This window comes from Zongyangia hominis, from assembly GCF_014385095.1.
GTDB lineage: Bacteria > Bacillota > Clostridia > Oscillospirales > Ruminococcaceae > Zongyangia > Zongyangia hominis.
Map to the genome: position 1 here is coordinate 336,795 of NZ_JACRTC010000001.1, position 26,493 is coordinate 363,287.

The window sequence follows — 26,493 nt, forward strand, 5'->3', positions numbered from 1 at the left end:
TTTCTATGGTACCATTTACTGCGGCGGGTCGGACGAATGCTGTTCTTTGCGTATGAGAGCCTCGAAATCTTCCAGCGGCATGGGACGGGCCAAATAATAACCCTGGGCAATGTCGCACTGGATGCTTTTGAGGAAAGAGAGCTGGGAGGCGGTTTCCACACCCTCCGCGACCACCTTGATGCCCAGGCTGCGCATGAGCGCCACCACTGAGGTGACGATGTGGCGGCTGCGCCCGTCATTGTCGGTCTCTTCAAAAAAGGCGCGGTCCAGTTTGAGGACGTCCACCGGAATGTCTTTGAGCATATTGAGAGAAGAATAACCGGTGCCAAAATCGTCCATAGAGAGCAGGAATCCGGAGCGGTGGAGCTGATGAAGCAAATGGATCAGTAGCTCCACATTGTCAAAGACTACGCTTTCGGTCAGCTCAAATTCCAGTAGGTTGGCGGGTACCTCGTATTTTTTGAGGATGGCGACAAACTCTTCCAGGAAATTGGGGTTGTGCAGATGCAACCGGGAGATATTGACCGATACCGGCAGAGGGGAAAGCCCCTCGTCCAACCAGCGGCGGATGGTTTGGCAGACCGACTCGAAGACATAGAGATCCACTTCGACAATAAACCCATTCTTTTCAAAGAGGGGGACGAAGTCGCCGGGGGGGATGAGGCCCCGTTCCGGATGATTCCAGCGGACCAGCGCCTCAGAACCGGCCAATTTGAGGGAATTGATGTAATATTTCGGCTGGTAATAGACGACGAATTCGTGGTGCTGCATGGCGGCCGTCATTTCGTTTTCCAGATTTTTTTCCTTAATCATTTGCTGGCGCAGCTCTTCATTATAAAAGGCAAAGGAAGTCTGGTGGAAGCCCTTTTTGCTTTTCTGGGCAATGCTGGCGCGGTCAAGCATGGCCACAATGTCCAGCAACTCGTCCGTGGTGCGATAGATGCCGAAGGTCAGCAGCAGGGTAAAGGGCGCCACGCCTTCATGCTCTTGTGCGCAGATTTTTTCGCAGAGACGATATAGGCGCACGAGAAGCGAATCGTCGTCCTGGTAGTGGAGCATCAGGACGAAATGGTCGTTGGTGCTCCGGGCGCACAGCTCTCCCGGCTCCATATGGGTGGAGAGGACATGGGCGATATGCCGCAGTGTACGGTTTCCCTCGGAGTAGCCGAAGACGTCGTTAATGTATTTGAATTTATCCACATCAAACTGGATGACTGCATAGGGTTCATGGGCCTTATCGAGAAGTTTTTGCGCATCCAGCCGGAATTTCGCCAGGTTGCGGATACCGGTAACCGGGTCACTGTAAGCGAGGTTGGCCAGACGCGCACGGCTGCGGGATTCGTTGCGGATGTTGACAAGGAACAGCAGGATAAAGGCCACAACGATACAGCCGCACATAATCATGGTATAGTTCATAATGCCGGAAGTTTTGGAGGAAACCACCGATTGAGGCGTCACAAAAAAGACGTACCAGTCGTTGATATCCACCGGGTTATAGCAGATGTATTTTTCTTCTCTCCCTGTCTTTACCAGCCGGAATCCGTTTTCTCCGCTCTGCATATCATTTACCACATCGCCGAAGGGATTTTCGCTTTCCTGTGCGCCGCGGTAAAATTCCAGGACGTTTTGATACCCCCGAGGCGCCCCCGAGGAGCAGAGCATGATATCCCCTTGTGTATTGGCTACATAAGCATAGCCCTGGCCGCCGAAGAAGGTGACGGATAGGGTTTGCTCGTAAGTTTCAATGCGATGGGTGGCAAAGAGAACAGCGACAATTCGGCCGTCATGATAGATGGGGGAAGCGCAGACGTTGATTTGCCCGCCGCCGATTTTGTCAATGAGCGTATCGGAAACGATGTCTTTTCCCTGGAGCGCCTGGTTAAAGTACTCCCGGTCTCCCAAATAAAAGGTTTGATCATCGGTAGTGTAGGCGGTGCCGTCCCTGACGATGATACCCATCCGTTTTAATCCGTTATATTTATTGACATTTCTCAGATGATCGAGGGCGCTTTCCAGATCAAAATCCTGTTGGTCGCCGATGTAGTTGGCAAGGTCCCGCATGCTCTGCATCTCAGCGGTAATCTGTTTGTGGAGAAAGGTGGCGGCCTGCCTGGAAATTTCGTTGAGATAGGTGTGGGCTTCCTCCTCAAAGGTGCGGTCGAGCTGCTGCGTATAATTGACGATGACCATGATGATGAGAACTATCATGAGGAAAAGCGCGATAAAGGGAACAAAAGTTTTTCGAAGAAATTTTTCCGTCACGATGTTCCCTCCCTCTGCCAAATTGGTGGTAATACGCCTAAAGTCTCTTCCATTATAGGCGAAATACAAAATTTATACAATATCTAACTGAAATTCTTCCTCGGAATCGCCTTTTCTCGCTACATAACTACAAAAACAGCGCTTCGCAAAAACGAAGCGCTGAGAAGGAAGGGGAAGACATTCGTTTAAATACGGTCGTCCAATTTGACATAGGGCTTGTGCTCAGCCACATTGCGGTAGGCCGGGCGGATGATTTTGCCGGCATTGATGAGTTCCTCAATGCGGTGCGCGCTCCAACCGGAGATGCGGGCGATGGCAAAGATGGGGGTATAGAGTTCCAGCGGCAGGTTGAGCATGCTGTAAACGAAACCGCTGTAAAAGTCGATATTGGCGCTGACGCCTTTGTAGATCTTGCGCTCCTCGGCAATGATCTGGGGGGCGAGACGTTCCACCAGGGAATAGAGGGCGAATTCTTCGGTCAGGCCCTTTTCTTCCGACAGGCTCTTGACGAATTTTTTGAAGATGTTGGCGCGGGGGTCGGAGAGGGAGTAGACGGCGTGTCCCATGCCATAGATCAGGCCCGCCTTATCGAAAGCCTCCTTGTGCAGCAGCGCGCGCAGATAGTTGCCGACTTCTTCTTCGTCGTGCCAGTCTTTGACGGTTTTCTTCATATCGTCGAACATCTGCACCACCTTGATGTTGGCGCCGCCGTGTTTGGGCCCCTTCAGGGAGCCGATGGCCGCGGCAATGGTGGAGTAGGTGTCGGTGCCGGAGGAGGAGACCACGTGGGTGGTGAAGGTGGAGTTGTTGCCGCCGCCGTGTTCGGCATGGAGCACCAGGGCCACATCCAGAATGCGGGCTTCCAACTCGGTGTAGCTGCTGTCCGGGCGCAGAATGTATAAGATGTTTTCCGCCACCGAAAGGTCGGGCTGCGGAATATGGATATAAAGGCTGTTGCCGTCGTGATAATGGCTGTAAGCCTGATAGCCATAAACGGAGAGCAGCGGAAAGAGGGCGATAAGTTGCAGGCACTGGCGCATGACGTTGGGAATGCTGGTGTCGTTGGCCTTGGTGTCATAGGAATACAGGGTGAGCACGCTGCGCGCCAAGGTGTTCATCATGTCGGAGCTGGGCGCCTTCATGATGATGTCGCGGACAAAACTGGTGGGGAGGGTGCGGTAATTGGAGAGCAGGGTGCGAAAGTTTTGAAGCTCCTGGCGGCTGGGTAGCTGGCCGAAGAGCAAGAGATAAGTGGTTTCCTCAAAACCAAAGCGCTTTTCTTTGATAAAACCCGCGACAATGTCGTCGATATCCACGCCGCGGTAGTAGAGTTTACCCTCGCAGGGGACCTTTTCTCCATCCACAATTTTGGTGGATTTAACTTCCGAAATTTCAGTCAGTCCGGTGAGGACGCCGTTGCCGTTGAGATCCCGCAATCCGCGGTTGACCTTATACTGAACATAAAGCTCCGGAGGGATATAACTGTTCTTTAAACAAAGATCAGTAAGTGCCTGAACCTCTGGTGTGATTTCGGAGAAACGGTTTTCGGTAGAGCTGACCATTTTTCAAAACCCCTTTTCTATTAAAATCTTCCTTACGAAACAAAATAAAAATTTGCCGGAGCCATGAAGGCGAAAAATGCTGTGGCAAACAAAGCAAAATACTAATTTTTGCCTCATTATACCATAAAGTTTTTAAGAAACTATGTCTGTTTACAATTTAGTGTAGAAAAGTATGACGCTTATTTAAGGTAAAAAGAGGAAATAATATAGAAGTTTTGCATAAAAATCCTCCCAAAAACGAGAAAAACCAACAAGGAATGTGAAGGATTTATGTCGGAAGAAGAAAAAAGAAACTCTGAAACTGAATAGGAGTTGGCACTGATATGCCCCCGGGGCGCGTCCATTGTCCCTCGATGAAAATTCTATTCCATTTCCTCTCATTATAAGGTATAATAGTACAGTCTTGTGAATGGGATAGAAAGTAGGTGGGGCATCGGATGGAAGAAAAGATACTGCGCCTGGTGGAACAATTACAGCAGCTCTATTTTGAGGACCGGAACCTACAGGAGGTGCTTCTCTACTTTGATGAGAACATTTCCTGGTTTGGTATGGGTCCGGCGGAGGTATGCTTCGGTCGAGAGGAAGCAGCCCGGTTGTTTCAGTCGGAACAGGAAAAATTCTCCGGAAGTTTTACGGTGCTCGATCATTGGTACGAGGTGACTGCTACCGCGGCATCGTTTTATATGGTGCGGGGCCAAGTGAAAATCATGGAAAATGGTTCTCACCTGGCCGTGGCTCCCTTTGAGGTGCGCCTTTCCATCCTTTGCCGGGTGCAGGGCGAGGACATTCGCTTGGTCCATGTCCATATGTCCGTTCCCAGTAGTGAACAGGAGGAGGGGGAGTTTTTCCCCACCCACTTGGAGGAAAGCAGTAAAAACGCGCTGCGCCACCTGGTCGACGAGCAGTCGGCCAAGCTGGCGGAACGTAGCACTGATTTGCAGGTGCTCACCCGTAATCTTCCCGGCGGCGTTTTCCGCTGCCGGTTTGACGACATGCTGAGCATCCAGGACCTGTCAGACGGATTCCTCCATATGTTTGGCTACACCCGGGAAGAAGTCTTTCTTCGTTTTCACGATAGCTTCTGGGAAATGATCCACCCCGACGACCGTGATTTTGCTCTGTCGGACGCTAAACACCAGTTGGAGACAGGCGACACCAAGGAGCTGGAATATCGCGTACTCTGCCGGGACGGCAGCTATATGTGGGTCATGGACAGAGGCCAGCTCGTCCGGTCGCAGGAGGGGGGAGACTCCTTTTATTGTATTCTCATTGATATCAATAAGCGCAAGGAAGCCCAGGAACAGCTGCGCTTGAGTTTGGAGCGGCATCAGATCATCATGGCCCAGACCAACGAAATTATCTTTGAGTGGGATATCCGCAGTGATTCCCTCCTGTTCTCCTCCAACTGGGAGAAGAAATTTACTCACCAGCCTCTCCAAGAAAATGTCAGTGAAAATCTGGATGTCAGTTCCCATATCCATCCGGATGACCAAAAGAATTTCCGGCAGTTGATGGCACATGTGCGGCAGGGCATCCCCTATGACGAAACGGAGATGCGGCTGCTCTCTAAAGAGGAGGAATATGCCTGGCACCGTTGCCGGATCACCACCCAGTTCGACGCGCAGGGTTATCCGGTCAAAGGGGTGGGCGTCCTCATCAACATCGACGAGGAAAAGCGGCGCTCTCAAAAACTGCTGGAACGGGCCCAGCGCGACGCGCTGACCAAGCTCTATAATAAAGGAACCTGCCATTCGCTGATGGAGGACGCCTTGAAGCACCTGGACGCGGAGGAATGCGCCGCCATGCTCATTGTGGATGTGGACGATTTTAAATGCGTCAACGATACCATGGGCCATCTTTATGGGGATGCCTTTTTGATGGAAGTGGCTGCCGCCATTCAAAAGCTGTTTCGCGGTTCGGACATTGTGGGCCGCATCGGTGGGGACGAGTTTATGGTATTTATGAACCACATCTCCGACGCGGAAATCGCCTGCAAAAAGGCAAAAGAGATGATCGAGGCTTTCCAGGACATCTGCCGGAAGGAAAAGGACGGCCTGCAAGTGTCTTGCAGCGTGGGCATCGCCATGGCGCCCGAGCATGGGAAAAGCTACCTGGATTTGTTTCGCCATGCCGATTTTGCTCTGTACCAGGCGAAAAAAGAAGGGAAAAACCGATACGAGTTGTTTGACCAAAGGAAGATGGAGGGTTCCTCCGACGGAATCCCCATGCAGATGGTCACGGCTATCAGCGAAAAAATTGATTCCAACGAGAAAAACGGCGTCAGTGGACAACTGGTGGAATATGTCTTGCGCATCCTTTATAAATCCATCGACATCGAGCGGGCGGTGGACTCCATTCTGGAAATTGTGGGGCGGCAGTATCAGGTCAGCCGCGCCTATATCTTTGAAAATTCAGAGGATGACACCTACTGTACCAATACCTTTGAGTGGTGCAATGACGGCGTTACCCCGGAGATTGGCAATCTCAAAAGGGTTTCTTATGTAGACGATATGGCAGGCGTCTATGAAGATAACTTTGATGAAAACGGTATCTTTTATTGCCGCGATATCACCGACCTGCCCCGGCAGCAGTATGAGATCCTGGAGCCTCAGGGCATCAAGTCCATGCTTCAGTGCGCCATCCGCGACAACGGCCGCTTCAAGGGCTTTGTGGGATTTGACGAGTGCAATGTCAATCGCCTCTGGACCCAGGAACAAATCGACGCGCTGAGCTTTATTTCTGAAATTCTCAGCACCTTTTTGCTCAAAATGCGGGTACAGGACCGGATGAGCCGGACGACGCGCTCCTTGCAGGAGGTGCTCGACAACCAAAACTCCTGGATCTATGTCATTGACCCCGAGACCTACGAGTTGCTTTATATCAACCGGAAGACCCTCTCCATCGCCCCGGCCGCCAAGAAAGGCATGTTCTGCTATCAGTCGTTCTTTGGCAGGAAGGAGCCTTGCCAGAACTGTCCCGCCCGCGATCTGCGGCAGTCGGGCCAATCCAATTTTACCATGGAGGTCTTTAACCCGATTTTGCATGTCTGGTCTGCGGCGGATGCTTCCTCCATTACCTGGAAGGGCAAGGAAGCGACCCTCCTTTGCTGCCATGATATCACCCGGTATAAAGTGGAAAATTGAAACGTTAAAATTGAATAGAATTCATAACAGCCGCCGGAAAATTCCGGCGGCTGTTTGCGCATGTTTGAGTTTCATTTTGACCATGCCCAGCGGTGAGGCTGCGCAAAAAGCCGCAGAGAAACAGCTTACCCAATCTGATAGATGATGAGGGTGGCATTGGCCGACCCGTTGGTGTTACCGACCAAGGAAACCGTTTCGTTGGAGCAGACGCCGAGGTAGAGCTGATCGCCCGCCGCAAGGGAGGCGGCAAAGCTTGCCGTTACATTGGCGCCGTTGAGAATCATGGGACGGTTGGAGAGCGGCATCACGCTGTCAGGCTGTGCGCCATGGGGCTCCAAGACAGCCACACTGGCGTTGGCGTTGGCGCCGGCAGTGGGGGTGATGGAATAGGTGATGAAGAATAGGCCCTGCTTCTGGACGGTGATGGTGTGTCCATCCGCCTCCAAATTGACATAGTAGGGGGTATGAGCGGTCAGCTGGACCGGTGTGTATTTGCCTGTCGGGGCAAGGCACTGGGCGGTGGTGGATGCGAAATTGCAGGAAGCGGGATAGGGCATGGTTCCGGCAGGTCCTGTGGCACCAGTGGCGCCCGTTGCACCGGTTGCGCCCGTCGCACCTGTCGCGCCGGTAGCACCGCGGGGGATGGAGAAGTTGAGCAGTCCCTGGTTAGAATCGCCCACATCAGTGACGGCGGCGGAAGTGCCGGGCGCTGTGGTGGTTGTGCCATTGACCGCGATGTTGCGTCCCGCTACACCTGCAACGCCGGCGGGGCCGGTGGCACCAGTAGCGCCTGTCGCACCTGTCGCGCCTGTGGGACCCGTTGGACCTGTGGGACCCGTTGGACCTGTGGGACCAGTCGGGCCGGTAGGTCCTGTGGGGCCGGCAGGTCCAGTGGCTCCGGTCGCGCCGACAGTGCCCGCCGTACCGGTAGCGCCAGTGGCGCCGGTAGGCCCAGTGGGGCCGAGAAGGCCGGTGGCTCCGGTCGCGCCGACAACGCCTGGCGCACCTGTGGCGCCCGTGGGACCGGCAGGACCAGTTGCTCCACTGGGACCCGTCGGCCCGGTTGCACCGGTGGGACCGGTCGCTCCTCTGGGAATGGTGAAGTCGAGGATATGGTTATTTCCCACGGTAGTGTCTGTAACAGCGGCGGCTGTGCCAGGATTGCCGGTCGTGGTATTGCGGACGGTGAGGGAATCGGACGCGCCGGTGGGGCCTGTCGCACCCGTCGGGCCGGTAGGCCCTGTGGGCCCGGTTACGCCTGTGGCTCCCGTGGGCCCGGTTGCGCCAGTTGCACCGGAAGGTCCGGTTGCACCGACAGGGCCGACCGTACCAGTGACGCCGGTAGGTCCAGTGGCTCCCACCGGTCCTTGCGGACCAACGGGTCCCTGTGGGCCTTCAGGACCAGGCCAGCCCTGAATGCCGGTGGGTCCCATGGGGCCTACCGGTCCTCTCATTCCGGTGCAGCCTCTGGGCCCGGTAGGACCCTGGGGCCCGACAGGTCCTCTTGCTCCCATCGGCCCTCTTGGCCCCATGGGGCCGGTGGGCCCGGCACAGCAGCAATCAGCGCCAGAAGGACGGCAATTATTGTAGTTCATGGAATCTCATCCTTTGCATGGCAAATTTATGGGAAGATTCCCACAGCCCAGTATATGTAAAAAGATAGGGCGGCGCTACAAAAGCGCCGCCCTATCAAGAGTTTATGCTACATAGTTGTTCTGGTTGTTGCAGTTTCGTCACCCAAACGGACGACGGTCAAGGCAAGATCCTCAAACCGGAAGCCATCGTTATCAACAATGACCTCAAGGTAGACAGGAGCGTTGCTGACAGCAAAAGGAGCACTGAAAGAGATGGTTGCCATTTCGCAGGAGGCGGAGAAAGTATGGTGGGCAATGGCGCCAAGAACCGGAGTGTTCACCATATTTAAGCGGACCCCCACCGAGGCGGGAATAGCGGTTCCGGAAGCGGGCCGTACCGAGCTGTGGAAGGTGGCCTGGTAGATGCCGGGCTGATGGATCTCCACCCGGGACGAACCTGCATGATGGGTGATGGAATCGCCGGAAACCAGCGGCGTCTTATTAAAGACGAGCGCATCGCATGCGGCGGGCATCTGACAGCCGTAATCGACGATGGACAGTACGTCGGGAGTACAGCAGCCGCCCGCGTCACCGCGAGGGATGACAAAATTGAAGATGGCATCTTCATTCGTACCGGAGTTGGTCACTTCCGCCATGGTACCCGGTTCGCCGGTGATGACGGAACCCACCCGGATGGTAGCGGCACTGCCGGTGGGGCCGGTATGGCCCGTGGCGCCAGTGACACAAGGGCCCGTTGCGCCGGTTGCACCGGTAGGACCAGTGGCGCCGGTGGGGCCGGTATGGCCTGTGGCGCCAGTGACACAAGGACCGGTTGCACCGGTGGCTCCCGTAGGACCGGTGGGGCCAGTCATTCCAGTGGCACCTGTTGCTCCAGTGGCGCCGGTTGCCCCAATGCCAGTGGCGCCGGTCGGGCCTGTGGGGCCTGTCACGCCGGAGACGCCTTGCACGCCGGTAGCTCCCGTAGGACCTGTTGCGCCGGTCGCACCGGTGACGCCTTGTACGCCAGCGGGACCTTGCAGGCCTGTGGCTCCAGTGGCGCCGGTGGCTCCCGTAGAACCTGTGGGACCCGTGGGTCCAGTGGGGCCCGTGGGACCCGTCGGCCCAGTTGCGCCAGTGATGCCGATTGTACCGGTGGCGCCTGTTGCACCAGTGACGCCGGTTGCGCCTTGTAAGCCGGTGGGGCCTTGGAGGCCAGTCGCACCAGTTGCTCCAGTGGCGCCCTGAGAACCGGTGGCGCCGGTGGCACCTATGGGGCCAACCAGACCTTGCAGCCCTTGGGGGCCGGTAGCACCGGTGGCACCGCTCGGGCCGGTGGCACCGCGGGGAATGACAAAGTCCAGTACATGGTTGGGTTCTCCAGTGGCGTCAATAACCGCGGCGGCTTGCCCCGGTTCAGCGGTGGTGGTGCTTCGGACAAAAATAGTTTCAGACGGCCCAATAGTTCCGGCAGGACCGGTTGCGCCGGTGGGACCCGTGGGACCGGTTGCGCCGGTAGGACCGGTGGGACCGGTGGGACCCTGTGCTCCGATGGCACCGGGGATACCCTGGAAACCCTGAGGTCCGGTTGCACCGGTGGGGCCGGTAGCGCCGATTGCCCCTGCGGTACCAGGCACACCGGCAGGGCCCTGCGGGCCAATGGGGCCTTGAGGGCCGGTTGCTCCCGGCCACCCCTGCAGGCCGGTGGGACCCATAGGACCCCGCGGTCCGGCTGGGCCGGGGCAGCCTCTAGGACCCTGGGGACCGGTGGGGCCGGGGCAGCAGCAATTCGGGTTGGCGCGATTTATAAAATTATCCATGGAATTCATCCTTTGTTTCAGTGAAGTGAGGAGATGTCCTCCAATGACCAGTATATGCCTGTCTGCCGGACATGTCACAAGCATATGAGGCAGAGCGAGAAAAAAATTGGGAGTGCATCCTGACTGCTGGGCTTTCGCGGCAGAGCCGCAAGGTTATTTTTTCTGAATTCCTGGACAGGCTACTTGTGAGAAGGTCGCGTTTGTACTATAATAATGAATATTGTGGCGGAAACGCCGGACAACAGAGATAGAATGTTGGGGGTCATTGTTACCATGGAAAGAGTAGAGATCAAAAGCCTGTTTTGCCAGGCGCAAGCCTATGCGGGAAAGCAGATTACGGTGGGCGGATGGGTCAAGACCATCCGCAATTCCAAGGCACTGGGCTTTATTGAGCTGACCGACGGCAGCTCCTTTAAAAATCTGCAGGTGGTCTTTGACGACGGGCGCATCGACAACTTCAAAGAAATCACCAAGCTCAACGTGGGCGCGGCCCTGGTCGTCACCGGCGAGGTGGTACTGACACCGGAGGCCAAACAGCCGCTGGAAATCCACGCTGACCAGATCGAGGTGGAGGGCGCTTCCTCCCCCGATTACCCCTTGCAGAAAAAACGCCATTCCTTAGAGTATTTGCGTTCCATCGCCCACCTGCGCCCGCGGACCAACACCTTTGCGGCGGTCTTCCGTGTCCGCTCGGTGGCGGCTTACGCCATTCATAAGTTCTTTAACGAGCGGGGCTTTGTCTATGCCCACACCCCCATCATCACCGGCAGCGACTGCGAGGGCGCTGGGGAGATGTTCCGGGTGACGACGCTCGATATGGACAATCCTCCCCGCACCGAGGACGGCAAAGTGGACTGCAGCAAGGACTTCTTCGGCAAGGCCACCAGCCTCACCGTCTCCGGACAGCTGGAGGCCGAGTGCATGGCCATGGCCTTCTCCAAGGTCTACACCTTTGGGCCCACCTTCCGTGCGGAGAACTCCAACACCCCCCGCCACGCGGCGGAGTTCTGGATGATCGAGCCGGAAATCGCCTTTGCGGACCTTGACGACGACATGGCCCTTGCCAGAGATATGATCAAATTTGTCCTCCAGTATGTCTTGGAGCAGTGCCCGGATGAGATGCAGTTTTTCAATAACTTCTACGACAAGGGACTTTTGGAGCGGTTAGAGAACATCATCCGGTCCGATTTTGCCCATGTGACCTACACCGAGGCAGTGGAGCTGCTCGAAAAAGAAAAGGACAAATTCGAGTATCCGGTCTATTGGGGTTGCGACTTACAGACCGAGCATGAGCGGTATCTCACCGAGCAGGTCTTCCAGAAGCCGGTTTTCGTCACCGATTATCCTAAAGAGATCAAGGCCTTCTATATGAGGATGAACGACGACAACAAGACGGTGGCGGCGGTGGACCTGTTGGTGCCTGGCATCGGAGAGATCATCGGCGGCAGCCAGCGCGAGGAGCGCCTGGACAGACTGACCGCGCGGATGGCAGAGTTGGGACTCAAAGAGGAAGACTACAGCTGGTATCTCGATCTGCGGCGCTACGGCGGCACCAAGCACGCCGGATTCGGCCTTGGCTTTGATAGACTGGTCATGTATATTACGGGCATCAGCAATATCCGCGATGTGCTGCCCTTCCCGAGAACGGTGGGCACGGCGGAATATTGATGAACCATCCATTAGAACAAAGACTTGCACAGCTCGGGAAAGACGGGCTGTGCATTGCTTTTTCCGGGGGAGTGGACAGCGCGCTGTTGGTGGGAATCGCGGCCCGGCTGCCGGTGCGGGTCCACGCCGTCACCTTCTCCACCCGCCTGCACCCCCAGGCGGATATCGACGCGGCCCGCGCATTTGCCAAGGAGCGGGGGATTACCCACGCGGTGTTGGAAATCGACGAGCTAGAAGACGAGCGTATCCTCATGAACCCGCCCGAGCGGTGTTATCTGTGCAAGTCCCTTCTTTTTAGAAAGCTCAAATCCTACGCCCAGCGGGAAGGGCTGGGAGCGGTCATCGACGGCACCAACGCCGACGATCTCACGGAATACCGTCCAGGGCTCAAAGCCCTCCAGGAGCTTTCCATCCTAAGCCCATTGGCGGAGCTTCACATCGGCAAGGGTGAGGTGCGGCGGCTGGCGCGGGTGATGGGGCTCGAGGTAGCGGAAAAGCCGTCCTCGCCCTGTCTCGCCACCCGGCTGCCCTACGGGACCCCCATCACCATGGAGGCCCTCCACCGCATCGAGGCGGGAGAGGCTCTTCTCAGAGAGATGGGCTTTGCCCAGTGCCGGCTGCGTCTGCACGGGGAGATCGCAAGAATTGAAATTCCGCTGACCGACTTTCCGGCCTTTTTAAAACGACGGGAGGAGATCGTGGAGTCCCTGCGGGGCCTTGGCATCGGGTATGTCACCCTGGATATGGAGGGCTTTCGCTCGGGAAGCATGGACATTCGTTTAAATAGGAGGAAGCGCAATGGACACGATGGAACTTCTGCGTCAGGTCAAAGAGGGCCGGATGAATATAGAAGAAGCGGCCGAAGCTCTTAAAAAGCTGCCCTATGAGGATCTGGGCTTTGCGAAACTTGACCACCACCGGTCCCTGCGCACCGGGTTTGGGGAAGTGGTCTACTGCCAGTCCAAGACACCAGGGCAAAACGCGGAAATTTTCTCCCATTTCTTTGCCATGGGGAAAAGCGTCTTGGGGACAAGGGCCGATCAGGAGCAATATGAAGCGGTCAAGAAAGCCGTGCCCTGCGCGGAATACGACCCTGTTTCCCGCTGCATCACCGCCCGGGAGAAGCCTGTGCGCCCCCGGGGACAGATTGCGGTGTGCACCGGCGGCACCTCCGATTTGCCGGTGGCGGAGGAGGCGGCCCAGGTGGCGGAGTTTTTCGGCGCCCGGGTGTCCCGGTTCTATGACGTGGGGGTGGCGGGCATCCATCGCCTCTTTGCCAACATGGAGCAGATTGGACAAGCCAACTGCATTGTGGCAGTGGCGGGAATGGAGGGCGCGCTGCCCGGCGTCGTTGCGGGGCTCACCGATAAGCCCGTCATCGCCGTGCCCACCAGCGTCGGCTACGGCGCCAGCTTCGGCGGGCTCTCCGCCCTGCTGACCATGCTCAACTCCTGCGCCGAGGGCATTGGGGTGGTGAACATCGACAACGGCTTCGGCGCGGGTTATCTGGCGGCACAGATCAACCGCTTGGCTGCCGGGAAAGAGGAGGACGAAAGATGAAGGAGCTTTATTTGGAATGCCAAAGCGGCATCAGCGGCGATATGACGGTGGCGGCCTTACTCGACCTGGGGGCCGATGAAGGCGTTTTGCGCCGGGGGCTCGCGAGCCTTTCGGTGGACGGCTACGCCCTCCGGATTTCACGGGTCAAAAAGCAGGGCATCGAGGCGGCGGACTTCGACGTTATTTTGGAGGAGGGGGAGCACCCTCACGGACACGTCCACCACGTGGAAAGGCACATCCACGGGCAGGCCCACAGCTATGAAGCACCCCATGGAGAGGATGTCCATCCTCACGAGGCGGCACACGGCCATGAAGACCACAGCTACGAAGCACCCCATGGAGAAAATATCCATCCTTACGAGGCGGCGCACGGCCATGAAGACCATAGCCACGGAGAATCCCACAGCCATGGGGAAGACCGCCTCTTCGCCGATGGGGGACACCACCATTCCCACGGGGAAGAAGGCGTCCACGTCCATGCGGGCCATGAGCATGGACATACGCACCCTCATTCCCATGTCCACCGGGGACTTGCCGACATCTTAGCGATTATTGAGGGCGGGGATCTATCCTGCCGGGCCAAGGCGCTGGCGGCGAAGATCTTTCATATTGTGGCCCAGGCGGAGAGCAAGGCCCACGGCATGCCGGTGGAAGAAGTCCATTTTCACGAGGTGGGGGCGGTGGATTCCATTGTGGACATTGTGGGCGCTGCCATCTGCTTGGATAACCTGGATATCGGACGAGTTTGGTGCTCCCCGCTATGCGAGGGGACGGGAACGGTCCGCTGCGCCCACGGCATTATGCCGGTTCCGGCGCCGGCCACCGCCAACATCCTGGCCGAACACCACATTCCGGTGCGTTTGACCGATACCGAGGGCGAAAGAGTCACCCCCACCGGCGCCGCCATTGTGGCCGCCGTTACCGATCACTTCGGCGCGCCCGCGTACATGCGGGTGAAGAAGGTGGGGCTGGGCGCCGGAAAGCGGGACTATCCGGCGGCTAACCTTTTGCGCGCCTACCTCATCGAAAGCGGGGAAGAGGATGCCTATCACGATGAGGTGGAGGTCATCACCACCGATTTAGACGACATGACCGGGGAGCAGATGGGCTACGCCATGGAGCGCCTTTTTGCCGCGGGGGCGAAGGACGTCCACTACACGCCGGTGTTTATGAAGAAAAACCGGCCGGGCTATTGCCTGACCGTGCTGTGCGCGCCGGAGCTTCATGAAGAGTGCATCCGGGAAATATTCAAAAACACCAGCGCCATTGGTGTGCGCCATGTCCTGCAAAAACGCACGAAAATGAAAAGAGACTTGCAAGATGTGGAGACAAAATTGGGCAACATCACGATAAAGCGCTGTGAATATGGGGAAATCAGCAAGGAAACGGTGGAATACGAGAGCGCAAAAAAGTTAGCGGATGCAAAAAATATTCCGTTGGATGAGGTGTTCCGGGTGGCAAAATCAGAACCGTTGGCATAAAATATGCAAGAATCAAAAATATTACTTGCAAAAATATAATTTCTGTATTATTATAGGGAGCGTAAGGAAATAGCACAACTGCTGATTTGGGAGGAACATCATGTCATCATACAGCTTTTTGTCAAAGGATGAGCTTGCCGAGTTGCAAAAAGAACTGCAGGCCAAATATGCTAAGTTCAAATCCATGAATCTGAAATTGGATATGTCCCGCGGTAAACCGGGCAGCGATCAACTGGACCTGTGCATGGGAATGCTGGACGTATTGGACAGCAATTCCATTCTCAAGTCTCAAAACGGCTTAGACTGCCGCAATTATGGAATGTTGGACGGTCTTCCTGAGACCAAAGAGCTTTTTGCGGAGCTTTTGGGACTGCGTCCAGAGCAGATTATCGTGGGGGGCAACTCCAGCCTGAGCCTCATGTATGATATGGTAGCGCGGTCCATGACCCATCCCACCGTAGAAGGCATGAAGCCGTGGGGAAAATACGAGAAGATCAAATTTCTCTGTCCCGCGCCGGGCTATGACCGTCACTTTGCGGTGACCGAGTTTTTCGGCGTGGAGCTCGTCACCGTGCCCATGACCCCGGCAGGCCCGGACATGGATGTGGTGGAAGAGCTCGTCAGCAGTGACGAGACCATCAAGGGCATCTGGTGCGTACCCAAGTATTCCAACCCCCAGGGTTATACCTACTCGGACGAAACGGTCCGCCGTTTTGCGGCGCTGCGTCCCGCGGCCAAGGATTTCCGCATCTTCTGGGATAACGCCTACTGTGTCCACGATCTGTATGAGGAGGGCGACAAGCTCCTCAACATCATGGAGGAATGTGAGAAATTAGGCAGTGAGGACATGGTGTACATCTTCGCTTCCACCTCCAAGATCAGCTTCTCCGGCGCCGGGGTGGCGGTCATCGGCGCTTCTGAGCATAACATCGCCCGCATCAAAAAGCAGATGACCATCCAGACCATCGGCTACGATAAAATCAACATGCTGCGCCACGCCCTGTATTTCAAAAACGCGGACGGCGTCCGCGCTCATATGAAAAAGCACGCGGCGATTCTTGCCCCCAAGTTTCAGCTGGTGGACGACATGTTCACATCCCATCTGGAGGGCAAAGGCATCGCCAAATGGACCAAGCCGAAGGGCGGCTATTTCATCGCGGTGGATGTGCTCCCCGGATGTGCCAAGCGGGTGGTGGCCCTGTGCAAGGAGGCCGGCGTTATCATGACCTCGGCAGGCGCGACCTTCCCCTACGGAAAGGATCCCGAGGACCGCAACATCCGCATTGCGCCCACTTATCCTCCCATGGAGGAGCTGAAACAGGCGGCGGAGCTCTTCTGCCTGTGCGTGGAGCTCGTCAGTGTGGAAAAATTGCTCGCTGAAAAAACGAGCAACGAAAAGGTTAAAATGTTCGCATAATCTCTGTTTCATAACAGGGGATGAAATTCATCCCCTGTTTTTTTGTTTTTCTCAAAAAGGGACGGGATAAATTGGCAAAATGCGTCAATTTTTGTTTGAAGGAGGGCCTGGGTGTGGTATAATGAAAAATAGCTTTTGGCATTTAACGATTGAGGGGCAAAGCGCATAGCGCGAGCTCAAAATCGCTTTTTCGGCCGTCCATCGGCCAGACCAACTTGTATGCAAATGAGTCTGGTTTTCCTAACCAGGGCCGTTAATTATATTTAAATTTGGAGGGATCGTTTTGAATAACAGCTATGAGAGTCCATTTTGCACCCGGTATGCCAGCCCCGAGATGCAGTATCTGTTTTCCGCGGATAAAAAGTTTACCACCTGGCGCAGGCTTTGGATTTCGTTGGCCAAAGCGGAAATGGAGCTGGGGCTTCCCATCACCCAAGAGCAGATCGACGAACTGACCGCCCACCAGGACGACGTCAACTACGACGTGGCCCGGGAGAGGGAGAAGGCGTGCCGTCACGACGTCATGTCCCATGTCTATGCCTACGGCGTCCAGTGCCCCAAAGCGGAGCCCATCATCCACCTGGGTGCTACCTCCTGCTATGTGGGGGACAACACCGATGTGATCATCCTGCGGGACGCCCTGCGTCTGGTGGCCAAAAAGCTGGCCAACGTCATCGCTTTGCTTAGGGATTTTGCCGTCCAATATAAGGACATGCCCGCCCTCGCCTATACCCATCTGCAACCCGCACAGTTGACCACCGTGGGCAAGCGCGCCACTTTGTGGATGAACGAACTGCTCATGGACCTCAAAGAGGTGGAGTACCGCGTTTCCACCCTGCAGATGCTGGGCTCCAAAGGAACCACCGGCACCCAGGCCAGCTTTGTGGAGCTTTTCGAGGGTGACGATGAGAAGATCAAAGCCCTGGAAGAGAAGATTGCCAAGGACTTCGAATTTGACAGCGTGGTCCCCGTCTCGGGCCAGACCTATTCGAGAAAGGTGGACGCCAATGTATTGGCGACCCTCTCCGGCATCGCCCAGTCCTGCAGCAAATTCGCCAACGACCTGCGGATTCTCCAGAACTTTAAGGAGATGGAGGAGCCCTTTGAGAAAAACCAGATCGGTTCTTCCGCCATGCCCTACAAACGCAACCCCATGCGCAGCGAGCGCATCTGCGCGCTGGCCCGGTATGTGATGGTGGACAGCCTTAACCCGGCCTTCACCTCGGCCACCCAGTGGTTTGAGCGCACCCTGGACGACTCGGCCAACAAGCGCATCGCCGTGGCGGAAGCCTTCCTAGGTGTGGACGCTATCCTCAACATCATGATTAACGTCTGCGACGGCTTGGTGGTCTATCCCAAGGTGGTGGAGCAGCGGGTGATGAAGGAGCTTCCCTTCATGGCCACCGAGAACATCATGATGAGCGCCGTCAAAAAGGGCGGGGACCGCCAGCAGCTCCACGAAAAGTTGCGGGTTCACTCCATCGCGGCGGCCAAGGTGGTCAAGGAAGAGGGCGGAGAGAACGATTTGATCGACCGCGTCTGCGCCGACCCCGACTTCCAGCTCAAAAAAGAGGAGATCAATGCCATCCTGCAGCCGAAAAACTTCACGGGCCGGGCGCCCAAGCAGGTGGAGGAGTTTGTCGCTTCGCAGGTCAACCCGGCTCTGGAGCGCTATCAGGATATGTTGGGCGAAAAGGTCAGCCTTTCGGTCTAAAGCCTGACTAACGGGCTACTCTAGACGCGTCATCCCGCCACCTGCCGGTGGAGGGCATCGCGCTGTAGCAACATTCGGGTTCTAAGCGCGTGTGACGTGACGGCGTTAGAGATAAGCCTAGGACGCGTCGTCCCGCCACCTGCCGGTGGAGGGCATCGCGCTGTGGCAATATTCGAGTTCTAAGCGCGTGTGGCGCGGCAGGGTCACGGATAAGCCCTGACCGCGTCGTCCCGTCCCGGCAGGGACTTTTATTGCGAAAGCAATAAAATTGGGGAGAAAAATTTGGATTCCCCAAGGTATGACAAAACCTTGAATCGTTTGACTTTTATTGCGTGAAACGATATAATAATCTCTATCAGTGTTTAAACATAAGAATCTGTTATTTTCTCATCAATTGTCGGGAGAAGAGGAAAAGCATGTGCTGTCTTTTGGTGGAAAGTGACAGATTGATCATAGGACATTCCTCTATGTGAGGAGGGTCCCGCGTGTTTAGACGAAAGTAAAGTTGGAGGAAAGGTAAATGAAAAGAGTTGGAAAACCAGTATTTTTCATTGTCTTGGTGCTGATCGCCGCTCTCACCTATACCGCGTTCTTTGGTATCTATACCTATAACGGTGATATCCAGAACACGATAGTAAAAGGTGCGAACGACATCCGCTGGGGTATTGATATCCGCGGCGGTGTGGATGTGACCTTCAGCCCCCCCGAGGGCTACGATGCCACCGACGATGAAATGGCCGCGGCCGAATCGGTCATCAAGGTGCGTCTGGTCACCCAGAACATCACCGACAGTGAAGTGTACACCGATTACAATAAGGACAGAATCATCGTCCGTTTCCCCTGGAAAGCGGATGAGACCAATTTTGATCCTCAATCCGCCATCGCGGAGCTTGGCGAAACCGCCATGCTGACCTTCCGTGAGGGCAAGGAAGTGGACGAGAGCGGAAAGCCCACCGGCGTCACCGCGGAAAACATCATCCTCACCGGTTCCGACGTCAAGAAGGCGGAGCCCAGAGTGCTGCAGGACAAAAACCAGTATGTGGTCTCCCTGGAGCTGGAAGAGAGCGGCAAACAGAAGTTTGCCGACGCCACCACCCGCCTGGCGGGCAAGGGCGTCATCTCCATTTGGATGGACGATGTGCTCATTTCCTACCCCAATGTCGATGACCCCATCACCGACGGCAACGCCATGATCAGCGGCGGCTTCACCGCTGCCTCCGCCAAGGATCTGGCGGACAAGATTAACTCTGGTGCGCTGCCCTTTAAACTGGAGACGGAAAACTACAACGCCATCAATCCGACCCTGGGCTTGGGCGCCAAAGACGCCATGGTACTGGCCGGCGGCATCGCTTTCGCGCTGGTTGCCATCTTCATCATTGCCATCTACCGCCTGCCCGGCGTCGTCGCGATGATCGCCTTAACCGGACAGATGGCCTGTACCATCGCCGCCATCACCGGTTTCTTCCCGTTTATCCCCAGTTTTACCCTGACACTGCCCGGTATCGCCGGTATAATCCTATCCATCGGCGTGGGCGTTGACGCCAACGTCATCACGTCCGAGCGTATCAAGGAGGAAATCAACACCGGAAAGAGCCTGGATGGCTGTATTGACCTGGGTTATTCCCGCGCCTTTACCGCCATCTTCGACAGTAACATCACCGTGGTCTTTGTCGCGGTCATCCTGATGGGCGCCTTCGGACCTCCATCCAGCCTCTTCGCCACCATTCTCTCGCCGCTGTTCCGCTTCTTCGGACAGTCCACGGCGGGCGCGGTTTACTCCTTCGGCTATACGCTGCTGGTTGGTATTATCCTCAACTTTGTGTTTGGTGTCACGGCTTCCCGCCTGATGCTCAAATCTCTGTCGAAATTCAAACCACTGAGAAAAGCTTGGCTGTATGGAGGTAAAAAATAATGAAACATGACTTCGTTTCTAAAAATAAAATCTTCTACACCATCAGTATCTGTCTCATGGCCCTGACTTTGATTCTTACTTTTGTCATCGGGCTCAACCTGGATATCCAGTTTAAGGGCGGCGCCATCATCTCCTATTCCTACACCGGCGACGTCAACGCCAATGACGTGCAGTCCTTAGCGGCCAGCACCATCGGCGAAAAGGTCAACGTGCAGGGTAAAACCGACGTGGCCACCGGCAAATCCACCTTCGATGTCTCCTTAGCCGCCACGAAAGGCCTGCCGGTGGAGACCATCGATAAATTGACCAAGGCGTTGCAGGAGAAGTATCCGGATAACGCCGTCACCATGACTTCCTCTAATAACGTGGACCCCACCATCGGCCGCGAGTTCTTTGCCAAGTGCATGGTGGCGGTGGCTTTCGCCTCCCTCGTCATGGTCGTCTATATCGCCTTCCGCTTTAAACGCATCGGAGGTTGGTCGGCGGGCGTCATGTGTATGCTGGCGCTGCTCCACGACATGGTTTTGGTCTATGCCACCTTCATTGTTTGCCAGTTCCCCATTAACGAAAACTTCGTTGTCGTTATCCTCACCATCCTGGGTTACTCCATCAACAACACCATCGTTGTCTATGACCGGATTCGTGAGAATAAACGTCTGGGCGGCAGCAAACTGAGCATCCGGGAGCTTGTCAACAAGAGCCTGGGCCAGTCGATCACCCGCGCGGTCAATACCACCGTGTCCACCGTCATTGCCCTGGCAGTCATCTGCATTGTCGCCATGCTCTATGGCGTCAACTCCATTCTCTCTTTCGCCTTCCCCATGATCATCGGTATGATTTCCGGCGTTTACTCTTCGCTGTTCATCGCGCCGACCCTGTGGGTTGTTTGGCAGGAGCACAAGATCAATAAGAAAAAAGCAGAGCCTGCAAAGGCATAAAACTGAAAAACAGCACGGCAAAAGCCGTGCTGTTTTTTGTATGTACAGAAGGCCCGGCATCTCCATGGAGATGCCGGGCCTTCCGCTAAGGAGGGGTATGCTATTTCTTTTTTGCCTCGCAACGCAAAACCACGTCGGTAATGACGGCGCTCGTCAGGGCGGAGAGAAAACACGCGAGCGCCGTCTCGCCCAGGGCACGCACGAGGTTGAGAGTTTGGAGCATATCTGGTACAATAGGTAACAGATACAAAAGGACCAGGGAGAAGGCATAGAGCCCGCTTCCCAGAACGGCTCCGAGCATCAGAAGCTGGCGGGCATATTCGCTCATGCCGCCCAGCTTTTGCAGCAGTGTTTCTTTCATGTTTCATCAGCTCCTACCGGGATATGGTATCATAACGGCGGGATAGGAGCAATGCAAAACTTTTTCCAGCGCGTCTGGTTAGACTTTTTTTTCCAGTTGACATCAGAGGCGCCCATGCTTTCGCGTCGCGACAAAAGGGCGCATACAATAGACAGAAATCCAAAGAGGGAAGGAATGAATGCATGAAAGCAGGAATTTCCACAGCCTGTCTCTACCCCATGGAGACGGAGCAGGCACTGAAGGTGCTGGCAGAAATGGGGACTCGGCAAATTGAAATATTTGTCAACGCCCCCTCCGAGCTATCAGCGCTCTTTATGGACACCATGGCTAGGATGAAGGATGCCTACGGCTGCGAGATCGTCTCGCTTCACCCGTTTTTGTCCGGCTATGAGCCTTTTTTATTTTTCACGGAATATGAGCGCCGGTTCCACGACGGGGTGGAGATGTACCGACCCATTTTTGCGTCGGCGGCCCGGCTGGGCGCCAAATATGTGGTGTTCCACGGGAATTACCGGGAGAGTAGGTTTGAAAATCAGCGCTATTTTGAGCGGTACCACCGCCTGTTTGAGGTGGGGAAGGAATACGGCGTCCTCCTCTGCCAGGAGAACGTGGAGCGGTGCAAAAGCTGTAGCACGGCATTTATCCGAGAAATGTCCGAAGCGCTGGGGGAGGACGCCCTTTTTGTCCTGGACGTCAAGCAGGCGCTGCGCTCAGGCGTGGACCCCATCGCAATGGCAAAGGTTATGGGAAAACATCTGCGCCACATTCATATCAGTGATTCAGCGGGGGAGCAAGACTGCCTTCCCATCGGCTGGGGGAATTACGACTTTGCTGCACTACGGGAGGCCTTAAAAGAAATTGAATATGATGGGGCGCTCATTTTAGAGCTTTATCGCCAAAATTTTCAAAAAAACCGGGATCTTTACGATTCTTGTGTGAAAATAACCAAACTTTTCCTTTAATTTTTTCTATGACATCATAGTGATGGTATTCGACAAAAGTTCGTCGATTACTGCTAAGCGCATAGTGGAAAGATTGGAGGAACCCATAAAAAGTCTTAATACGCTGTCGAATTATCTGATATTTCTTACTTTTATTACCAGATTCCTCCGAGTATAATTATCCTTGCAGTAGTAAACAACATTGGAGGTTCTAAGATGAAGTTCGACATGAAAAACTTCTACATACTTACTATGAACAGCTTTATCGTAGAAAAAGAGAAGAAGACCCTGTATGGAATCGCGCTCATCCAAGATGGAAAGCAGGCGCTTTCCTATTTGGACATTTCTACTGATCGAGATTTTGTAGAAGAGTTTGTACGAAAGTGTAACCAACATGAGCTAGACCCTTGCCATTTACCGGATGTCCTGTATGATTACCTGCCCTAAAGACAGGGAGGATGAAAAACGCTTTTGGTAAAAATTTTTTAAAAAACCGGTTGTTTTTGGGATAGAATGCTTGTGAGAATCGGACAGATATGATACAATATATCCAATATTTTATGGATAAAGTGATGAGGTGGTCTGTTTGAGATGTCCCTATTGCGGTTATCCCGAAAGCAAGGTTGTGGATTCCCGTCCCTCGGAAGAAGGAACCAAAATCCGCCGCCGCCGGGAATGTTTGAGCTGTATGAAGCGCTTTACCACCTATGAAACCATGGAAACCTTGCCGTTTATGGTGATCAAAAAGGACAAGTCTCGGGAAGTATTCGACAAGGCAAAGCTCCTCAATGGCTTGCTCCGCGCTTGTGAGAAGAGACCGGTATCCATTGAGACCCTAGAACAAGTGGTCAACGACATTGAATCCACCCTGCTCAATTCTCTAGAGAGGGAAGTGTCCACGGTAAAGATTGGGGAGTTGGTCATGGAACGGCTCAAAAAAATCGATGAGGTGGCCTATGTCCGGTTCGCCTCGGTCTACCGTCAGTTTGCCGATGTGGAATCCTTTATGGAGGAGCTCCAGCGTCTACGCGAACAAAAAGTGAGATGAGAAAAAGCGACCGCTGATGGCGGTCGCTTTTTACATGAAATCCAAAGAAATGGAAGCGCGTAGCTGCACACCGGTGCAAATCTCATCTCAATCGCCGGTGTTTGTGGCGAAGGGAGCAACCGGCGCCAACGGAGTATGCCAAGGGAGCCCGTGGTCCGCAGCTTTTTTGTTGGCGGTGCTGGAGCGGACGCTCGTATAGGAAAAGAGCTTTACAGAATGTTCTTGAGCATCGGCTGTTCAGACATTTTAATATGTTCTACCAGCACCATGGCCTTCTTAACCTCCGCCAGATATTCGGCCTTCTCGCCGTTGGCGATGAGGGGAGCTAAGCGGGAGGTGACGATGGTGATATCGTCGAGCTGATCGTGATGGATAAAGGTAATGAGGAAGGTCTCGCTATTGTGCCACTTCTCGAAGACCTCCTGGGACTTTTGCACCGCCTCCTCCACACGGTCTTCCACGCCGTACTGGTAGCACTCCTCCAGCATGACGTTGATCTCGTCATGGATATCGTCGAGGTACCATAGGCTCAGGGCGGAAAGTCCGGCAAAAAGAATGATGATGCCAAATGCGATAATAATTCGTTTCAAATTACCGCTCCTTCCTGATCAGATGGTAGGCGCCGCTGCGGTTGGCGGTGAGCATGAAGGTATCTTTGAGGCTGACGTTGGAGGTGTCAAGGATGCCCTTGAGCCACGCTACGTCCTTTTGCAGATATTGGAGGGACTGCGGGCTGACCACACCGTCGGTCACCACGACCACTGGCGGGGAATTATCGTTAACGGAGGTCTGTGCAATGTTCATGATTTTTGGCGTAATGGTGCGGGCATCGAAATTTTGAAAGACGCTGAGACTGCCGGTGGTTTCAATGATGGCAAAGGCGACGTCGCTGATGTCAAAAATATCTTTACTGCGCAGCTGGGCCATCAAATCGTCGATGGACAGCCGTAAATTTTTCATCTCCTGCTGGTCCACAACGCCGTCCCGGATGATGACCCGGGGGGAGCCGGACACCACCTTGCGGGCCTTCTGGCTTTTGAGGGTGATGAAGGAGACGATGACTTCAAAGCTCACCAGCAGCAAAATGGGGATGGCGCCGCCGATGAGGGGGATGTTGACGTCTTCCAGCGGCAGGGTGGCCACGTTGGAAATGAGGATGGTGACCACAAATTCGGAGGGCTGTAATTCGGCCAGCTGCCGCTTGCCCATCACCCGCAGGCTGAAAACGATAATGATATATAAGATGACGGTACGTATAAAAATGATCGACATATAGACAGGAGCCTCCCATTTTTTCATCCCGGTTAGTATTTGACTGGGATGTTTTTTTATTCCCGACCCGGCGAAAAATGCTGGTATTCTGATTCTATATAAGAGTAGCGGCTCTTTGCTCCTTTGATTTCGGATTAAAACAGGGAAAAACGGTCATCCTACAAAGGAAGTGTTTCTCTTTTACGCAACCGGTCGTGTGGAAACAGAATGGACGGCTCGCCCGCATGGCGAACCAGCAAGGGCAGGTGTCAAAATTGTTTGATTTTATAAAACGGCAGTATTATTTTTACCAAAATGACAAGCAATTAAAAAAAGAACAGCAAATGGAGGGTTCCCAAGAGCCGCGGGAAAACGGCGCGCTGGGGGAACGGCTCACATCCTCTTTGGATGACAACATGGTCAAAATCCGGCAGCTTTATGCCAACTCCTCCGATTTCGTGGCCAATGAAATGACCGTCTCCGGTATCCGGATTCAGGTGCTCATCTGCGAGGGCATGGTCAACACCCAGACCATGGCGGAAATGCTCATCGAGCCGCTCTACCACTTAAACCTCTACGACAATTCCACCGCCAAGGGGCTCCAGGACTGGCTGCGCAACGACTGCATCCTGGCTAACGACCAGCAGGAGTTTCGTACCTACGGGGAGCTGTTCCGGTTTATGATGTCGGGCTTTGCCATCGTGCTGGTGGACGGCATCAGCGTGGGGCTGGCCTTGGGCCTTCAGGGCTTTCAGTTTCGCTCGGTGTCCGAGCCGTCGGCGGAAGTCAACGTCCGGGGTTCCCGGGAAGGATTCATCGAGATACTGCGCATCAATCTGACCATGGTGCGCCGGAGAATCAAGTCCCCGAACCTCAAATTTGAGATGATGACCCTGGGCTCCAAAAGCCAGACCGACGTGTGCCTTGTCTATCTTACCGACAAGGTGTCCGACGAAATCCTCCACTCCATCAAGCGGCGGCTGGGGTCCGTGCGGCTGGACGTCATCCTGGAGTCGGGCTATCTCCAGCCCTTCTTAGACGACCGGCCGCTCTCCATCTTCTCCCAGGTGGGCCACACCGAGCGTCCTGACACTCTGTGTGCCAAGGTCAACGAGGGCCGGGTGGGCATCCTGGTGGACGGCACGCCCTTCGCGCTGGTGGTTCCCTACTTTTTTACTGAGTACTTTCAGAGCTTTGATGATTACTGCCACCGGGCCTTTTACGCCACCTTCATTCGGTGGCTCAAATATGTCTCCTTCTTTTTCACCATTCTCCTGCCCGGGCTCTATGTGGCGGTGGCCACCTATCATCCGGAGCTTTTCCCTTACGAGCTGCTTTTCAATATCGCGTCTTCGGAGGAGGCCACACCCTTCCCGCTGGTGGTGGAGGCGGTCATCATTTTCACCATCTATGAGATCATGAGGGAGGCGGGGCTCAGGCTTCCCAGGCCCATTGGCCACGCCGTCAGCATTGTGGGGGCCTTGGTCATCGGCGACGCGGCGGTGACGGCGGGCATCATCGGCGCGCCCATGGTCATGGTGGTGGCGCTGACGGCCATCAGTTCCTTTGTAGTGCCCTCCCTCTATGAGCCGGTGACCATCCTGCGCTTTTCTTTCATCGTCATCGGCGGGACCCTGGGCCTTTACGGCATCACCCTGGCGGGCGCCATCGTCCTGTCCAACCTGTGCGCCATCAATTCCTACGGCATCCCGTTTACCTCGCCCATCGCACCCTTTAGCCTCTTTGACATGCGGGACGTCCTCATCCGGGAGAGCTGGAAGGGTCTGCAGAAAGAACAGGTCAAAATACAGTCCTTTCCCGGCTCGGAAATCAAATAAGGGGGA

20 protein-coding genes are annotated in these 26,493 nt (G+C 55.0%); 13 read left to right on the forward strand and 7 right to left on the reverse strand.

The features are described from left to right. Positions 1-15: 15 nt before the first annotated feature. Positions 16-2,208: a bifunctional diguanylate cyclase/phosphodiesterase gene (locus H8709_RS01450; protein ID WP_262396596.1), complete on the reverse strand. Its 2,193-nt coding sequence runs from the start codon at positions 2,206-2,208 to the stop codon at positions 16-18. 239 nt (positions 2,209-2,447) lie between these two features. Beyond that, positions 2,448-3,824 (reverse strand): citrate/2-methylcitrate synthase, encoded by a 1,377-nt coding sequence (locus H8709_RS01455; protein ID WP_262396597.1) that lies wholly within the window; start codon positions 3,822-3,824, stop codon positions 2,448-2,450. A gap of 437 nt (positions 3,825-4,261) precedes the next feature. Here H8709_RS01455 and H8709_RS01460 point away from each other — a divergent pair, with 437 nt between their 5' ends. Continuing rightward, positions 4,262-6,967 (forward strand): diguanylate cyclase domain-containing protein, encoded by a 2,706-nt coding sequence (locus tag H8709_RS01460; protein WP_262396598.1) that lies wholly within the window; start codon positions 4,262-4,264, stop codon positions 6,965-6,967. 125 nt (positions 6,968-7,092) lie between these two features. On the opposite strand, the gene H8709_RS11855 is transcribed toward H8709_RS01460, so the two are convergent. Both H8709_RS11855 and H8709_RS01470 read right to left on the reverse strand, forming a co-directional pair. Further along, positions 7,093-8,400, reverse strand: coding sequence for a collagen-like protein (locus H8709_RS11855; protein WP_449354259.1), 1,308 nt, complete (start codon positions 8,398-8,400; stop codon positions 7,093-7,095). Between the two features lie 269 nt (positions 8,401-8,669). Next, positions 8,670-10,175, reverse strand: a complete 1,506-nt coding sequence (locus H8709_RS01470) for a collagen-like protein (RefSeq protein WP_449354174.1) — start codon at positions 10,173-10,175, stop codon at positions 8,670-8,672. Between the two features lie 456 nt (positions 10,176-10,631). On the opposite strand from H8709_RS01470, the gene asnS reads away from it, so the two are divergent. The 8 genes from asnS to secF all read left to right on the forward strand — a co-directional run bounded on the left by asnS (position 10,632) and on the right by secF (position 21,048). Beyond that, a complete protein-coding gene (asnS, locus tag H8709_RS01475; protein WP_262396599.1) occupies positions 10,632-12,026 on the forward strand; it encodes an asparagine--tRNA ligase in 1,395 nt (464 codons plus the stop codon). Next, positions 12,026-12,898, forward strand: coding sequence for an ATP-dependent sacrificial sulfur transferase LarE (gene larE, locus H8709_RS01480; protein ID WP_262396600.1), 873 nt, complete (start codon positions 12,026-12,028; stop codon positions 12,896-12,898). The genes asnS and larE overlap by 1 nt, the downstream gene beginning before the upstream one ends. Further along, complete coding sequence (gene larB, locus H8709_RS01485) at positions 12,825-13,586, forward strand: nickel pincer cofactor biosynthesis protein LarB (RefSeq protein ID WP_262396601.1); 762 nt, start codon at positions 12,825-12,827, stop codon at positions 13,584-13,586. Before larE ends, larB begins: the two co-directional genes overlap by 74 nt. After that, positions 13,583-15,067, forward strand: a complete 1,485-nt coding sequence (gene larC / locus H8709_RS01490) for a nickel pincer cofactor biosynthesis protein LarC (RefSeq protein ID WP_262396602.1) — start codon at positions 13,583-13,585, stop codon at positions 15,065-15,067. Before larB ends, larC begins: the two co-directional genes overlap by 4 nt. Before the next feature lie 100 nt (positions 15,068-15,167). Further along, complete coding sequence (locus tag H8709_RS01495) at positions 15,168-16,484, forward strand: aminotransferase class I/II-fold pyridoxal phosphate-dependent enzyme (RefSeq protein ID WP_262396603.1); 1,317 nt, start codon at positions 15,168-15,170, stop codon at positions 16,482-16,484. A 283-nt stretch (positions 16,485-16,767) separates the two neighbouring features. Next, entirely contained in the window at positions 16,768-18,198 is a 1,431-nt protein-coding gene (gene purB, locus H8709_RS01500; RefSeq protein ID WP_392391639.1) for an adenylosuccinate lyase, read from the forward strand. Positions 18,199-18,718: 520 nt separating this feature from the next. Further along, on the forward strand, positions 18,719-20,110 hold the full coding sequence (locus H8709_RS01505) for a preprotein translocase subunit SecD (RefSeq protein WP_262396604.1): 1,392 nt from the start codon (positions 18,719-18,721) through the stop codon (positions 20,108-20,110). Then, complete coding sequence (gene secF / locus H8709_RS01510; protein ID WP_262396605.1) at positions 20,110-21,048, forward strand: protein translocase subunit SecF; 939 nt, start codon at positions 20,110-20,112, stop codon at positions 21,046-21,048. The genes H8709_RS01505 and secF overlap by 1 nt, the downstream gene beginning before the upstream one ends. Before the next feature lie 100 nt (positions 21,049-21,148). Here the strand turns inward: secF and H8709_RS01515 are convergent, their stop codons facing one another. Then, positions 21,149-21,409: a hypothetical protein gene (locus H8709_RS01515; protein WP_262396606.1), complete on the reverse strand. Its 261-nt coding sequence runs from the start codon at positions 21,407-21,409 to the stop codon at positions 21,149-21,151. Between the two features lie 182 nt (positions 21,410-21,591). Here H8709_RS01515 and H8709_RS01520 point away from each other — a divergent pair, with 182 nt between their 5' ends. The 3 genes from H8709_RS01520 to nrdR all read left to right on the forward strand — a co-directional run bounded on the left by H8709_RS01520 (position 21,592) and on the right by nrdR (position 23,398). Beyond that, positions 21,592-22,371, forward strand: a complete 780-nt coding sequence (locus H8709_RS01520) for a sugar phosphate isomerase/epimerase family protein (RefSeq protein ID WP_262396607.1) — start codon at positions 21,592-21,594, stop codon at positions 22,369-22,371. Between the two features lie 195 nt (positions 22,372-22,566). Next, entirely contained in the window at positions 22,567-22,797 is a 231-nt protein-coding gene (locus tag H8709_RS01525; protein ID WP_262396608.1) for a DUF6514 family protein, read from the forward strand. Between the two features lie 139 nt (positions 22,798-22,936). Continuing rightward, entirely contained in the window at positions 22,937-23,398 is a 462-nt protein-coding gene (nrdR, locus tag H8709_RS01530; RefSeq protein ID WP_262396609.1) for a transcriptional regulator NrdR, read from the forward strand. Between the two features lie 209 nt (positions 23,399-23,607). On the opposite strand, the gene H8709_RS01535 is transcribed toward nrdR, so the two are convergent. Both H8709_RS01535 and H8709_RS01540 read right to left on the reverse strand, forming a co-directional pair. Continuing rightward, positions 23,608-23,988 (reverse strand): DUF4363 family protein, encoded by a 381-nt coding sequence (locus H8709_RS01535; RefSeq protein ID WP_262396610.1) that lies wholly within the window; start codon positions 23,986-23,988, stop codon positions 23,608-23,610. Between the two features lies 1 nt (position 23,989). After that, positions 23,990-24,670 (reverse strand): DUF421 domain-containing protein, encoded by a 681-nt coding sequence (locus H8709_RS01540; protein ID WP_262396611.1) that lies wholly within the window; start codon positions 24,668-24,670, stop codon positions 23,990-23,992. 323 nt (positions 24,671-24,993) lie between these two features. On the opposite strand from H8709_RS01540, the gene H8709_RS01545 reads away from it, so the two are divergent. After that, positions 24,994-26,487 carry a spore germination protein gene (locus H8709_RS01545; protein ID WP_262396612.1) on the forward strand — a complete coding sequence of 498 codons (1,494 nt, stop codon included), beginning with the start codon at positions 24,994-24,996 and terminating at the stop codon, positions 26,485-26,487. Positions 26,488-26,493 lie beyond the last annotated feature (6 nt).